Here is a 14,061-nt window from a genome sequence, read left to right as displayed (position 1 = left end):
CGAGCCCTGAATCAGCCTTTTCAGCCCCTACTAGCCTTTTCCGCCTTGGGCCTCAGCCTTGGGCCGGGCCTTGGGCCTGCCTTTGGGGCGGCGGGACGTTGGCGAGATACCAGTCGCGCAGATGGGCGAGCGTGGGATGCGCCAGGGAGCGCTGGAGATAGGTCCAGATCCGCGGCTGGTGACGCAGATAATGCGGCTTGCCGTCGCGGCGGTTGAGGCGGGCAAAGGTGCCGAGCAGACGCGTGTTCCGCTGCGCCGACATGATGGCGTAGAGCTCGGCGAAGCCGGCCGCATCGAAGCTCGCCTCGCTGGCGCGGCGCGCCTTGATGTAGCGCGACAGCAGCGTCAGCTCGATCGCCTCGGGCACGTCGATGCGGGCGTCCTGGAGCAGCGACACCACGTCGTAGGATTGCGGCCCCAGCACGGTGTCCTGGAAATCGATCACGCCGACGCGTTCGATGCCGGTGCGATTGCTGAGCCAGATCAGATTCGGCGAGTGATAATCGCGGATGATCCAGGTCTTCGGCGCGGCCTGCGCCTTCTGCAGCAACTCGCGCCACATGGCGAAAAATTCGGCGCGCTTCGCGTCGTCCAGCGGCGCGTTGCGATCAGGCAGGTACCATTCCGGCATCAAGCCGATTTCGATCAGCAGCGCCTCGATATCGAAGACGGGAATGGCGTAGGTCTGCCGCCCGAGCGGCAGCGTTTGCGGCAGCGTCTTGCCGTGCAGCACGGCCAGCAGATCGGCCGCGGCTTCGTAGCGTTCGGCGATCGGGCGCGGCGGATCGCCCTCGATCACGCCTTCGGTGCCGAAGTCTTCGCTGATCAGGAACCCGTGGTCGAGGTCGGAATGATGGATCGCGGGCGCCGAGATTCCCTGCGCGCGCAGGCCCTCGTCGATGGCGACGAAGGGTTTGATGTTTTCGGCGAGATGCACCGCGGCGCTGTAGGATTTTCCGTTGTACATCGCAGCACCATCGGGGCGCTGCGGCGAATTCATGAGGATGACGATCTCGTCGTCGCGCTGCAGCCGCGCATAGGAGCGCGTCGAGGCGTCGCCCGCCATGCGTTTGCGCGTTGCCTCCATGTAGCCGGATGCATCGAGGAATTCGCGCAGCGCCTGCAGCCGCGCGACGATGGCGGCAGCCTTGCCATGGCCGGTGATGTCGGCGGCGCGTGCATTCGAGCCCAGCGCCGGCCGGTGCGTCAGCGCGATGTCGATGCGGTCTTGAGGCATCGCCGACGGCGCGCGCTCCGGCCATTCGATCAGGACGAGGGTTGCTTCCGGCAGCGGCGACAGCCCGATCTCTTCGAGCTCGCTCTCGTCCTCGACGCGGTAGAGGTCGGCATGCATCACCGGGAACGGTGGCAGCTCGTAGCCCTGCACCAGCGTGAAGGTCGGGCTCGGCACTTCCAGTGCATCGTCGCCGGCGAGGTAGCGGATCATGGCCCGCGCCGCCGCGGTCTTGCCGGCCCCGAGATCGCCGGTGAGCGTGATGACATCGCCGGGGCCGACCAGCAGCGCGAGGTCGGCCACTAGTTGCGCAGTGGCTGTCTCGTTGCGGAGCGCGACGGCGAATGTGGTTGGCGCAGTCATTCGGCGGCGTCGCGATGCGCCGCCTGGTCGGTCGGGAAGTCACAGATCACGACCGTGCCCCTGCCCACGATCGAATCCACCCGGATATTGCCGCCATGCAACTCGACGAAGGAGCGCACCAGCGACAGGCCGAGCCCGGCGCCGCGATGACGCGAGCCTTGCGAGCGGCTCTCGAACCAGTTGAACACCTTGTCCTTCATGTCGGCAGGTATTCCAGGCCCGGAATCTGTCACAGTGAAGACCACACTGCGTTCGGTGCGGCGGGCGCTGATGCCGACGGTGGAATCCGGTGGAGAAAACCCGACGGCGTTGGCGAGGAGATTATAGAGCACCTGCACCACGCGCTTCTCGTCGCCGGTGAAGCTGCCGACATCGGGCGCGATCTCGACCTTGAGGCGGATGCGGTCGGTGGCGAGCCGGTCCTGAAGACCCTCGGCGGCGAGCTCGATGGTCTTGCTGACGTCGACCGGGCCGAGTTCCAGCTTCATGGCACCGGCGTCGATGGTGGCGAGATCCAGGATGTTGTTGGTCAGCGCCAGCAGCGCATTGGTCGATTTGGTGACGTAGTCGAGATATTCGGCCTGTTTCGGGGTCAGCGGCCCGGTCGAGGGATCGCTGAGGAAATGCGCAAAGCCGATGATGGTGGTGAGCGGCGAGCGCAGCTCGTAGGAGACGTGGTGGACGAAATCCACCTTCATCTGGTCGGCCGCCTCCAGCGCCTCGTTGCGCTCGCGCAGAGCGCGCTCGACGTTCTCGGTGTCGGTGATGTCCTGGAACGTCAGCATCGTGGCGCCGTCGTGCAGCGGCCGGATCATGCCGTCGAGCACGCTGCCGTCCTTGCGCTCAAGCTTCAGCGGAATGTCGGCGCGGCTCTCGATCGAGGTGACGGCCTCGCGGATCTGCCGCCAAACGATCGCGTCGTCGAACAGCTGATGGCACCAGCCCTCGACCGTCTGGATGTGCGGCTCGTCGCGCATGGCGTCAGCGGACAGCTTCCACATCCGGACGAACGCCGGGTTGAACAGCTGCGCCCTGCCATTGCTGCCGAACACCGCAACGCCCTCGGCGAGGCTATCCAGCGTCTCACGCTGGACCCGGATCATGCCGTCGAAGCGGCGGGCGAGCTCCAGGCTCTCGGTGACGTCGTCGAACAGATAGGTGACGCCGCCCTCGGGATTCGGCGTGGTGACGACGGAGAGCGCGCGCCCATCGGGCAGATACCAGGTGTCCTTGGCGGCCTCGACCGCCCGATAAGCCTCGTGCAGCTTGGCCTTCCAGGCGCGGAAGTCCGGCTGCTCCGGCAATTTGCGCGCGGCGCGAAGCTTGTCGAGCACGCTGGAATCATCGGGGTTGGCGTCGAGAAAGGTGCGGTCGAGGTCCCACAGCTGGCGGTAGGAATCATTGTAGAAGGCAAGCCGGCGCTGGCCATCGAACACGGCAACGCCCGAGGAGAGCTGGTCCAGCGTACGGCGATGCGCCTCCGCCATCCGCACCAGCGCCGAGCTCAAGGCATCCGCCTCGCTGGCATCGATGGCAACGCCGACATTGCCGCCACCGACATTGACGGCGCGCACATCATAGATGCGCCGCTCGCCGCCGATCACGATCGGCAGCCGCGAGGTGAAATTGGCCGCTTCCTTCAGTCCCCGCTCCATCGCGGTGCGGTCGGCGCTGTCGAGCAGCTCGAGCTTGCGCTCCTGGGCGTCGGTGATGCTCGCCGCCTCGGTCGCACGGACATAGGCGGGATTGGCATAAGCCAGCGCGCCGTTCTCGCCCTTGGCCCAGATCGGCCAGGGGGCGGCGGTCGCGAAGCCGCGCAACATCTCCGTCTCGTCGGAAAGTGCCTTGTAACGCAGATTGGTCTCGGCCAGATCGCGGCGGAGCCCCGAGAGTTCGCGAATCCTGACGATGGCTTGGCCACCGATGGCGCGGCCGATGGCCTCCAGCGTGTGGCCATGCGCGGTGGTGAGCGTCAGCTGGAACCCGTCGCCGCGGTCGCGCAGCGCATCGACGGCGTGATCCATCTGCAGCGCCGGTTCCGGCGGCAACCAGGTTCCAAACGCGAGCACGCGCTGCGGAGAGGAGTCGCGCGGCAGCACCATGGAGATGTCACCGGAGATCTGCGCGCGATTGTCGCCGGCCGGCCAAGAGATCAGGATCTGCGGCTCGGCGAACAGCAATGCGCCGAAGCGGTCGGCCTGGAGCTGGAGTTCCCCGATCCGGGCGCGCAGCCGCGCCTCGTTCTTCGCCGTGCGCACGCGCGTGCGCATCAGGAGGATCGCGGCGACCACCGAGAAGCCGAGCAAGGCCAGCGCGGTGGCCAGCACCGCGAGCTCCTGCCGGTTGAAATCCAGCAACGTTGAGAGTGTGTCGACGAGGTCGGCGGCCTCAGCCGGCGCAGCCGGCAGCAGCGCCGCGAGAGCGCTTCCCAACAAGCCGTTGCGCACCAGCGATGTGCACGACAGCAGCGTCCGACGCATCGACACGATCACGCCTGACATAGTTGCCCCAAGATCGCACGAATTTGCGCGCGGCGACCCCCGTCGCGCGCGAATCAAACGACAATACCCTCACCGTGACTCCACCGGTAAGAGTCCAGATCGTGAACGCAACGGCGGTCCCAAAAAAATGCCGAAGGCGGTGTTCCAATTCGCGTAATTCCTCGGGTGATTCGGTGTGTTAGCGGCCGGTCGAGCCGAATCCGCTGGTCCCGCGATCGGTCGCGGACAATGTCGACACGGGAACCAGCGCGGCCTGCACCATTGGCGCAATCACCATCTGCGCGATGCGCTCGCCGCGCTTGACCACGAAGGCGGTCTGGCCGTGGTTGATCAGGATCACCTTGATCTCGCCGCGATAGTCCGCGTCGATCGTGCCCGGTGAGTTCAGCACGGTGACGCCGTGCTTGGCCGCAAGCCCGGAGCGCGGCCGCACCTGCGCCTCGTAGCCGGGCGGCAACGCGATCGCGAGTCCCGTCGGCACCAGCGCGTATTGGCCGGACGCGAGCGTCAGCGGCTCGTTCTCGGGCACCGCCGCCATCAGGTCGAGACCGGCGGCATCATTGGTCTGATAGGCCGGCAGCGGCAGCCCCTCCGCATGGGGCAGGCGTTGCAGTTCGACGGTGACTTTGGTGCTCAAGATGCGGGCTCCCGGGATTTGCCGGTCACGCTCTTTGCGATATGCGCGACCAATCGAATGGCGACCTGTTCCTTGGTCATCGCCGGCCAGGAATCAACTGCAATGTCGCCATCCTTCTCATCGTTCTTCTCACCGCTCTTGCTGATGAGGTGCACGGTGTTGCGGTCTCCGCCCATCACCCCGGTTGCGGGGGAGACGTCGTTGGCGACAATCCAGTCGCAGCCCTTGCGGGCAAGCTTCGACTTGGCGTTGTCGATGAGGTGCTCGGTCTCGGCGGCAAAGCCGATCACCAGTGGCGGCCGCTGGTCGGTCAGCTTGGAGATCGTCGCGAGGATGTCGGGGTTTTCGACCAGCTGGAGCGGCGGCATGCCGGCCGAAGTCTTCTTCAGCTTCTGCTCGCCTTCATTGGCGACCCGCCAGTCGGCGACGGCGGCGGCGAAGATCGCGATGTCAGCGGGGAGCGCGGCCTGCACCTGCTCCAGCATCTGCCGTGCCGATTCCACATGCTTGACTGTCACGCCCTGGGGATCGCTGAGATCGACCGGGCCGCTGACCAGGATTACCTCGGCGCCCGCGGCCTGTGCCGCGGCGGCGATCGCAAAGCCCTGCTTACCGGAGGATCGGTTGGCGATGTAGCGCACCGGATCGATCGGCTCGTGGGTCGGACCAGCCGTGATCAGCACGCGCTTGCCGGCGAGGGGGCGCGGCAACGGCGGCCGCAGCAGTCGCTCGGTGGCAGCCGCAATTTCGATCGCCTCGGACATGCGACCGATGCCGGCTTCACCGGCTTCCGCCATCTCGCCGGAATTCGGCCCGATCAGCATCACGCCGTCGCGTTGAAGTTGCGCGACGTTGCGCCGCGTCGCCGCGTTGTTCCACATCAGCGGGTTCATCGCCGGCGCGAGCAGGACCTTGCGGTTGGTCGCAAGCAGGATGGCGCTGGCGAGATCGTCGGCATGGCCGTTGGCCATCTTGGCCATCAAATCCGCGGTCGCAGGCGCCACCACGATCAGGTCGCACTCGCGCGCCAGCCGGATATGACCGGCGTCGAACTCGCTCTCGGGATCGAACAGGTCGGTGTGGACGCGCTCATGCGAGAGCGCGCTCACGGCCAATGCCGTGACGAATTGTTGCGCCGCCTTGGTCAGCACGCAGCGGACCTCGATCCGCCGCTCCTTGAGCCTGCGGATCAGGTCGAGCGATTTGTAGGCCGCGATCCCGCCGCCGATGATCAGGGTGACGTTGGCCTCGGGGAGGGCGCCGCTGCGCTGGGGCGTGGGGGTGGCGGAAGCCGCGGGCGGCGCCGTGAACGGCGTCAGGGGCTCCTCGCGGCCCTCGATCAGCTCGCCGAGGATGACCCGGACCTCTTCCTCGACCGACCTGCGGTTCCTGGCCGAGCGCAGCCTAAGGTAAGTTTTGATGCCTTCATCGAGCTTGCGAATGGTCAGGCTCGCCATGACACCCCTCCAGCACAAATGATGGCGATGCTATCATTCGCATGATTGCACTGCAATCAAAGATTCCGGACGGCGATCAGGATGCCGATGAAGGTCGCGGCGATGATCCAGAGCGCCACGGTGCGCCAACGGTTCTTGCGGCCTTCGCTGCGGCCCATCGCGGCGATGCTCTCCGGCGACAGCCGGATGCCCTCCCGGGTCATGGTCTCCAGCTGTTCGAGCACCGTAACCGAGCGCGCGGCGATATCAGGCAGGCGCATCAGGATGCGCGCGAGATCGCCGGTGCCGGAGATCGCGCCCTGGACCCGGCCGATCGGACCGAGATTGCGCTCGATCCATTCCCGCACCACGGGGTCGGCGACCTTCCAGATGTCGAGCTTGGGATCGAAGCCGCGTGCCACGCCCTCGACCACCACCATTGTTTTCTGGAGCAGGATCAGCTCGGGCCGCGTGGTCATGTCGAACAGGCCGGTGACCTCGAGCAGCAGCGTCAGCAGCCGCGCCATCGAGATCTCTTCCGCCGTGCGGTTATGAATGGGCTCGCCGATGGCGCGGATCGCTTGCGCGAAGTTCTCGACCGAGTGATGCGCCGGGACGTAGCCTGCCTCGAAATGCACTTCCGCGACACGACGATAGTCGCGGGTGATGAAGCCGAGCAGGATTTCGGCAAGGAAGCGCCGCTCCTTCATGCCGAGCCGGCCCATGATGCCGAAATCAACCGCGACGAGGCGACCGGCGTCATCCAGGAACAGATTGCCCGGATGCATGTCGGCGTGGAAGAAGCCGTCGCGCAGCGCGTGGCGCAGGAAACTCTGAATCACCTTGCGGCCGAGATCGGGCAGGTCGACCTGCGACTCGGCCAGGCGCTTGTGATCGTTCAGCGCGATGCCGTCGATCCACTCCATCGTCAGCACGTTGTGCGTGGTGCGGTCCCAGTCCACGGTCGGTACGCGGAAATCAGGATCGTCGCGCGTGTTCTCCGCCATCTCCGACAGCGCCGCGGCCTCGAGGCGCAGGTCCATCTCCATCGCGACCGAGCGCGACATGGTGTTGATGACCTCGATGAGACGCAGGCGCCGCGCCTCGGACGAATAGGACTCGGCCTTGTATGCGACGAAGAAGAAGTCGGAGAGGTCGCGGCGGAAGCGTGCGGCCACGTTGGGGCGCAGCACTTTCACGGCGACCGCCTTGCGGATGCCATCGCGCAAGACTTCGCCGCGATGCACCTGTGCGATCGAGGCCGCTGCGACCGGCGCACTGAGGCTCGCGAATACGTCCGTCAGCGGACGCTCCAGCGACGTCGCGATCACGGCTTCCGCTTCGACTTGCGAAAACGGCGGCAGGCGATCCTGCAGGCTTTCCAGATCGCGCGCCATGGCAACGCCGACCACATCGGGGCGCGTCGCCAGAAATTGCCCGAGCTTGAGATAGGCCGGGCCCATCCGGGTCAGCGCGCGCGACAGCCGAGGCCCGTCCTTAGGGCCGCCCCGTTCGACGATGCGCGCAAGCTTCAGCGCGAGCTGTCCGGGCGGCGGCACCAGGCTGGGATCGACGGCGCCGAACACGCCCTCGCGCGCGAATACGAACGCGGCGCGCATCAGGCGCGCACTATGGGTTATGGCAGAGATCACAAACGCCAGCCCGAATGCAGTGCGACGATGCCGCCGGACAATATCTGCCAGTTCACGCGGGCGAAGCCGGCATTACGGATCATATCGGCGAAGGCGTTGGGTCTTGGGAACTTGCGGATCGACTCGACCAAATATTGGTAGGACTCGGCGTCACCCGTGATCATGCGGCCGAGCGGCGGGATGACCTTGAACGAGAACAGGTCATAAAGACGATCGAGTCCGGGCATCTCGACGGTGGAGAATTCCAGACAGAGGAAGCGGCTGCCTGGCTTGAGCACGCGATAGGCCTCGGCCAGCGCGAGATCGATCCGAGGCACGTTGCGAATGCCGAAAGCGATCGTATATGCGTCGAAGCTGCGGTCGGCGAAGGAGAGCGCTTCCGCATTGCCCTCGACGAAATCGACCTGGGTCTTGAGATGCCGCTTTGCGGCGCGCTCGCGGCCTACCTCCAGCATCCCGGAATTGATGTCGCAGACGGTGGCATGGAAGCCGGGGCCTGCGGCCTTGGCGGCGCGGAACGAGATGTCGCCGGTGCCGCCGGCAACGTCGAGCAGCGCGAACCGCCGGTCGCCTCGCGGCGGGTCGAGCGCGGTGATCATGATGTCCTTCCAGACCCGATGCAGGCCACCGGACATCAAATCGTTCATCAAATCATAGCGCGACGCCACGCTGTGAAACACATCGTTCACCAGCGTCTGCTTGTCGCCCAGGGGGACGTCCCTGAAGCCAAAATGCGTGGTTTCGCCCGGCCGATCCATTACTCTACTCCACGAGGCGGACCATAGCGCGCCCGCCGCAATGGCGCTATCACACCGCTCTCATAAGGTGAATGCCTGACCATGCCCGAATTGCCCGAAGTCGAGACCGTCCGCCGCGGCCTTCAGCCTGTCATGGAGGGTGCGAAAATCCTGGTCGCGGAGACCCGCAGGCCTGATTTGCGCTTTCCTTTCCAGCCGGACTTCGTGGCCCGACTGAAGGGGCAGGTCGTCACGGGGCTCGGCCGCCGTGCAAAATATCTCATGGCCGATCTCACCTCCGGCGACGTGCTGTTGATGCATCTGGGCATGTCGGGTTCGTTTCGCGTCATCAAGCCGGACAACGAGGCGGCGCCGGGCGAGTTTCACTATCCGCGAGCCAAGGACTCCGCGCACGATCACGTGCTGTTTCGGATGTCCTCCGGCGCCGACATCATCTTCAACGATCCGCGCCGCTTCGGTTACATGAAAGTGATCGCGCGCAGCGCGCTCGACGAGGAGCCGCTGCTGCGCGGGCTCGGGCCCGAGCCGCTTGGCAACGAATTTGACGCCGCGATGCTGGCGCGATCCTGCGCCGGCAAGACCACGAGCCTGAAAGCCGCGATGCTCGATCAGCGCGTGGTCGCCGGGCTCGGCAATATCTATGTCTGCGAAGCCCTGCATCGTTCGCATCTGTCGCCGCGCCGGATCGCCGCGACGTTGTCGACCAAGGCCGGACAACGCAAGGGCGTTGCCGGGGGCGAGCCGACCGACCATGCAAAGCGATTGGTCGGCGCGATCCACACCGTGCTGAACGACGCCATCAAGGCCGGCGGCTCCAGCTTGCGCGATCATCGCCAGACCTCGGGCGAGCTCGGCTATTTCCAGCACTCGTTCAAGGTCTACGATCGCGAGGGCGAGAAATGCACCACGCCGCGATGTGGCGGCATCGTCAAGCGTTTTACGCAGAACGGCCGGTCGACCTTCTGGTGTCCGAAATGTCAGAAGTGAAAATCAGGCTCGTATCCGAGAGGTCGTAAGTTCAGCGGCGGTGACGAGCCCACCACGACCGTCATTGCGAGCGCAGCGAAGCAATCCAGAAGCTTTCCAACGAAGCAGTCTGGATTGCTTCGTCGCAAAGCTCCTCGCAATGACAGCGGAGATAGAGTTTCCCAAAAACGCGAAGCGAAGCAATCCGGCCGGGCTGGTGGCCGGATTGCTTCGTCGCTAAGGCCCTTCCGGATGGTGAAGGTCCGGCTGCCATCCGAGCGATACCCCCGCTCAGGACGCCAGTATCGTAGTTTCATCGGCGGCCAGCTCGGCGGCGACGTGCAACATTCCGTCCGCGGCCGCGATGACCTGGTCGATCAAGACATTGGTCGTGACGTCGAGCTCGAGCCGGGTCTCAATCCAATGCCAGAGGCCGCGGATCTCCTCGGTCGACTTGCCGTTCGGCGCGAATTCGCTCACCGCAAGGCCGCTGGCGAGCGAGTCCTGGTGATCGTTGCGCATCACGATCAGGGGACGCGCGAGCACCTCGGCGAGATCAAGCGCTGCTTCCTCGGCGAGCGTGTTGGCGGCGTTGTCGATGCGCTGGCCGCGGATCGGGGTTTGGTTCAGCACGAAGCTGTAAGGCCGCTTCCAGGCGCGCGCGACGCTCAGCGTCGAAACGGTCGCTTCGATGTCGGCGACGCTCGGGCGTGCCGGGATCAGGCAGAGGTCGGAATGGCGGATCGCGGCGGTGGTCGCGGCGCTGAGGCCGGCGGCGGTATCGACGATCGCAATCTGGAGACCGCCGTCGGCGAGCATCTTCAGGCGCGGCTCGATATCGGCGGCGTGATAGATCGGCTCGACGACGAGATCATCGGTGGTGCGGCGGCGCTGCCAGTTCGACAGTGTGCCCTGCGGGTCGGTTTCGATCAGGCGAACGGTGAAGCCGGCCTGCTTGGCTGCCAGCGCGAGGCCGATGGCGAGCGTGCTCTTGCCGCTGCCACCCTTTTGGGTGGCCAGTGCGATCGTGTGCATTGAAGATCAATCCTTTGGAGTGCTTGGGTCTCGGGAAACGCCACGCGAACGTGCATCGATCTCGATGCTGAGCTCTTCTCGCTCAGGACGTGCCGGCCCGATCCAAAGGGGATCGCGGAGGTCCGAATCAGCAGTCACGATGATGGCGGAATCGGGAATGCCAACGAATCCGTACCATTACTGGACCCGTACTCGTCCGTGTGCTGTGCTTGCAGCCGTGAATAATAAGGACAAGCGGCATGGGCGGAAACTGGCGCGACCGGACGGCGACGAATTTCGAATGCCAGAAGATGCCGGCGGTATCGAGCCGCGGCATGGTGGTCAGCAACCATCCACTGGCCTCCAGCGCCGGCGCGGAGATGCTGGCCGCCGGCGGCAACGCCATCGACGCCGCGATAGCGACCCTGTTCACGCTGACCGTGGTCGAGCCGATGATGGTGGGCATCATCGGCGGTGGCATGGCGCACATCCGGCTCGCCGACGGCAGCCACCGTTTCATCGACGGACAGAGCACCGTGCCCGCGGCGGTGCTTGACACCAGCTACACCCCCACGCCGGGTTCCGCGCATGATGTGTTCGACACCGTCGGCAATGAAAATCTCAACGGACCAAAGGCGGTCGCCACGCCGGGCTCGCTGAAAGCCTGGTGCGAGACGCTGCGCTGCTTCGGCACCATGAGCCTTGCCGACGTCATGCAGCCCGCGATCAAGCACGCCGCGCGCGGCTATGCGACGACACCCTATCTGCACGAATGCATCACCGAGAGCGCCGCCGAGATGCGCAAGGACAAGCCGATCGCGGCGATCTATCTGCCAGACGGCGAGCCGCTCAAGGTCGGCGAGCGCGTGGTACAGGCCGAGTATGCCGAGACGTTGCGGCATATCGCCGACCACGGCGAAAAGGCGCTCTATGAGGGGCCGCTTGGCGATATCCTGGTCGACTATATGGAAAAGGCCGGCGGCTTCATCCGGCGCAACGATCTCACCAGCTACAAGACCGTCGAACGGCAGCCGATCCGCGCCGATTACCGCGGCTGGACTATCTTTGGCCCGCCGCCGCCCGCGGCTTCCGGCGTGCATATCGCACAGATGCTGAACATCCTGGAAGGCTACGACATCCAAGGCCTCGGCTTCGGTACGCCCGAGACCATCCACTATCTTGCCGAGGTCCTGAAGATCGCATTCGCCGACCGCGCCGCGGCCAGCGGCGATCCTGATTATGTCGGCGTCCCCGTGGAGCGGCTGACCTCGAAGGCCTACGCCGAGGAGCGCCGCGCTGCGATCGATCCGGCACGGGCGCAGAGCTGGGGCGCCGGCGTGTCGCAGCTTGAAGGCGCTCACACCACGCACATGACGGCGGCGGATGCGTTCGGCAACGTGGTTGCGACCACGCAGACCATCAACAATCTGTTCGGCGCCAAGATCATGATCCCGGGCCTGGGCGCCATCGCCAACAACTACATGAACCTGTTCGATCCGCGTCCAGGCCACGCCCTGTCGCTGGCGCCGGGCAAGCGGGTGACGACCTCGATGTCGCCGATGATGGCACTCCGTGATGGAAAGTTGCGCTATGCGCTCGGCTTGCCCGGCGGAAAACGAATCTTCCCGAGCGCGATGCAGGCGCTGCTCAATCTGATCGACCACGGTATGAGCTTGCAGGAAGCAGTCGAGGCGCCGCGGGTCTGGACCGAAGGCAATGCGCTTGAGGTCGAGCAGAGGGTGCCGGAGAGCGTGCGCGCGAAGCTCGCGGAGCTCGGCCACAAGGTGCAGCCTGTCGCGGCAGTCGCCGGCGGCATGAATGGTATCGCCTTCCACGACGACGGCACCATGAGTGGCGCCGCTTGCTGGCGTGCGGACGGCACGCCGGTCGGGATCTCGGGTGGTCTTGCGAAGGCCGGGATCAGGTTCAGGCTGAGCTAGGTCTCATGCCCCGGACGCAGCGCAGCGCTTCTTCAGCGGCGCGCATTTCATGCCGCACCGCGCCCGGGACACGAGAGCTACTTGCGCACGCAGATCACGCGCACGACAGCGGCTTTCGCATCTGTGGACGTTCCGTTCGCCGCGACACCGTTCGCCTTCAGGAAATCGCGCACCGTCTCCGCGGAGACCATCACCGCCTGCGACGCCGGCACCGACGTCGCGGGGCCCGCAACCATCGCCGGCTTCAATAGTGCGATGCCGGCGAACTTGCCGTCGCCGTCGATGGCGGGGCTGCCGGAGAAGCCGACAGACGGTGGCGGTGAGAGTGGGGAATCGCCACCACCGACGGATGCCAGCGTAGCCTTGAGGCTCGACACACCCGCGGCTCCGCCCTGGCTCTGCGGATCCGCGATACCGATGACATCGACACTCGTCTTCGCTGCGCCGGCCGCGAGGTTGAGGGGCTCCAGGCCGCGGGCGCCGTAAATATGCAGCAGCGCGAGGTCGTGTTCCCGGTCCTCGGCGAGACGGTCGGCGCTGCCATAGCCGGCGATCGTGATCGCGAGGCAGCTATCAGTGACGAGGCGGTCCGTGAGGATCGCGCCATCGTCGCTGACGACAATGCCGGTGCCATATTCGACGGTCTTGCGTGGCGGCGGCCCCGCCTGTGGCCCCGACGGAAACGCGTTGAAGGCGCTCGACATCGCGATCACGACCGGCTCGACCGTGTTCTCGGTCGCCTGATCGTAGAGGATCGTCATGATGCGGACCTCGTCACCCCTGGAGGTGCCGCGCAAATAGAATTTCTTCAGGCCCTGCAGACCCGACAGCACGAAGAAGTCGGGCTTTACCACGGTGTAGTCGACCTTGCGACCCGGCTCTTTCTTCTCCGCTTCGGCAAGCTTGGCTGTGGTCGGGTTCGCCTCCTTGCGGCGGCTGAGCAGAACCTGCACCGTGCCAGTGGGCGAGGTCCATTTCGAGCCGTTGGCGTCGGTCGCCTGCTGCGGCACCAGCTTTGAGGGAATGCCGAGCCGCGCGCCGCTGGTCATTTCCGTCACGATCTTCCAGCCGACGCTGTCCTGTTTGCGGCGCGCGGTCTCGGCGAGCGCTGCGCGTTCCTGCGGATTGAGCACGCCGGTCGCCTTGCCGCCCTTGGCCTTCTGATACTCCTTGATGGCCTCGACCAGGCGCGCGCTGACGTCGCCGGTGATGGCGCCGTTATACTGGCCGACCCAGGCGAGGTCGGACTGCAGCGACAGCCGCTCCGCCTGCGCCATGGCATCGGCCGTCGCAGCCGGCGTCTGCAATGCAGGAGGCCGGATCGGAACGGTCTGGACCGGCTTCGGCTTGGTGCCGGGAAGCTGCGGTGTCGTCATCTGGGCGTTCGCGCCTGTCGCAGCCGCAAACATCAGTGTTGCCGCAAGCATCGATCTCATGACAAATCCAGCCCGCCCATTGAACGCAATGCCATTGAAGCACATCTCGTTGGTCGCGAACAATGTTGCGGTGGTTCAGACCGGCAGGAGAGGTCTAGCTCCTCATCCTGAGGAGCCGCGTAAG

General features: G+C 65.5%; 10 protein-coding genes. 2 read left to right on the top strand and 8 right to left on the bottom strand.

Annotated features, from left to right (window positions below; all coding sequences use genetic code 11):
- Positions 1–52 precede the first annotated feature (52 nt).
- The 6 genes from IVB36_RS31115 to ubiE form a co-directional block, all read right to left on the bottom strand.
- On the bottom strand, positions 53–1,597 hold the full coding sequence (locus IVB36_RS31115) for a bifunctional tRNA (adenosine(37)-N6)-threonylcarbamoyltransferase complex ATPase subunit type 1 TsaE/phosphotransferase (protein ID WP_018455772.1): 1,545 nt from the start codon (positions 1,595–1,597) through the stop codon (positions 53–55).
- Positions 1,594–4,098: a PAS domain-containing sensor histidine kinase gene (locus tag IVB36_RS31110; protein WP_018455773.1), complete on the bottom strand. Its 2,505-nt coding sequence runs from the start codon at positions 4,096–4,098 to the stop codon at positions 1,594–1,596. The genes IVB36_RS31115 and IVB36_RS31110 overlap by 4 nt, the downstream gene beginning before the upstream one ends.
- A gap of 178 nt (positions 4,099–4,276) precedes the next feature.
- The gene (gene dut, locus IVB36_RS31105) at positions 4,277–4,735 is read right to left on the bottom strand and encodes a dUTP diphosphatase (protein ID WP_018455774.1); all 459 of its coding nucleotides are present in this window, start codon (positions 4,733–4,735) and stop codon (positions 4,277–4,279) included.
- Entirely contained in the window at positions 4,732–6,192 is a 1,461-nt protein-coding gene (gene coaBC / locus IVB36_RS31100; RefSeq protein ID WP_018455775.1) for a bifunctional phosphopantothenoylcysteine decarboxylase/phosphopantothenate--cysteine ligase CoaBC, read from the bottom strand. Before coaBC ends, dut begins: the two co-directional genes overlap by 4 nt.
- 56 nt (positions 6,193–6,248) lie before the next feature.
- A complete protein-coding gene (ubiB, locus tag IVB36_RS31095) occupies positions 6,249–7,823 on the bottom strand; it encodes a 2-polyprenylphenol 6-hydroxylase (protein ID WP_026233022.1) in 1,575 nt (524 codons plus the stop codon).
- Positions 7,820–8,581: a bifunctional demethylmenaquinone methyltransferase/2-methoxy-6-polyprenyl-1,4-benzoquinol methylase UbiE gene (gene ubiE / locus IVB36_RS31090; protein ID WP_247295877.1), complete on the bottom strand. Its 762-nt coding sequence runs from the start codon at positions 8,579–8,581 to the stop codon at positions 7,820–7,822. Before ubiE ends, ubiB begins: the two co-directional genes overlap by 4 nt.
- 81 nt (positions 8,582–8,662) lie before the next feature.
- Between ubiE and mutM the strand changes: the two genes are divergently transcribed.
- The gene (gene mutM / locus IVB36_RS31085; protein WP_247394116.1) at positions 8,663–9,568 is read left to right on the top strand and encodes a bifunctional DNA-formamidopyrimidine glycosylase/DNA-(apurinic or apyrimidinic site) lyase; all 906 of its coding nucleotides are present in this window, start codon (positions 8,663–8,665) and stop codon (positions 9,566–9,568) included.
- Positions 9,569–9,838: 270 nt separating this feature from the next.
- Here mutM and IVB36_RS31080 read toward each other — a convergent pair whose 3' ends face one another.
- Positions 9,839–10,582 (bottom strand): ParA family protein, encoded by a 744-nt coding sequence (locus tag IVB36_RS31080; RefSeq protein WP_085362015.1) that lies wholly within the window; start codon positions 10,580–10,582, stop codon positions 9,839–9,841.
- 239 nt (positions 10,583–10,821) lie between these two features.
- On the opposite strand from IVB36_RS31080, the gene ggt reads away from it, so the two are divergent.
- On the top strand, positions 10,822–12,501 hold the full coding sequence (gene ggt / locus IVB36_RS31075) for a gamma-glutamyltransferase (RefSeq protein WP_247370542.1): 1,680 nt from the start codon (positions 10,822–10,824) through the stop codon (positions 12,499–12,501).
- A 77-nt stretch (positions 12,502–12,578) separates the two neighbouring features.
- Here the strand turns inward: ggt and IVB36_RS31070 are convergent, their stop codons facing one another.
- A complete protein-coding gene (locus IVB36_RS31070; RefSeq protein ID WP_026233023.1) occupies positions 12,579–13,937 on the bottom strand; it encodes a serine protease in 1,359 nt (452 codons plus the stop codon).
- Between the last annotated feature and the right edge of the window lie 124 nt (positions 13,938–14,061).

It is taken from the genome of Bradyrhizobium sp. 35 (genome assembly GCF_023073215.1).
Lineage (GTDB): Bacteria > Pseudomonadota > Alphaproteobacteria > Rhizobiales > Xanthobacteraceae > Bradyrhizobium > Bradyrhizobium canariense_D.
This window is presented reverse-complemented; position numbering and strand designations above follow the sequence as displayed.

Bases quoted from the DNA above. Each gene is read 5' to 3' on its own strand.
- IVB36_RS31115 (WP_018455772.1), bottom strand. From the start codon at position 1,597: ATGACTGCGCCAACCACATTCGCCGTCGCGCTCCGCAACGAGACAGCC.
- IVB36_RS31110 (WP_018455773.1), bottom strand. From the start codon at position 4,098: ATGTCAGGCGTGATCGTGTCGATGCGTCGGACGCTGCTGTCGTGCACA.
- coaBC (WP_018455775.1), bottom strand. From the start codon at position 6,192: ATGGCGAGCCTGACCATTCGCAAGCTCGATGAAGGCATCAAAACTTAC.
- ubiE (WP_247295877.1), bottom strand. From the start codon at position 8,581: ATGGATCGGCCGGGCGAAACCACGCATTTTGGCTTCAGGGACGTCCCC.
- mutM (WP_247394116.1), top strand. From the start codon at position 8,663: ATGCCCGAATTGCCCGAAGTCGAGACCGTCCGCCGCGGCCTTCAGCCT.
- IVB36_RS31080 (WP_085362015.1), bottom strand. From the start codon at position 10,582: ATGCACACGATCGCACTGGCCACCCAAAAGGGTGGCAGCGGCAAGAGC.
- ggt (WP_247370542.1), top strand. From the start codon at position 10,822: ATGGGCGGAAACTGGCGCGACCGGACGGCGACGAATTTCGAATGCCAG.
- IVB36_RS31070 (WP_026233023.1), bottom strand. From the start codon at position 13,937: ATGAGATCGATGCTTGCGGCAACACTGATGTTTGCGGCTGCGACAGGC.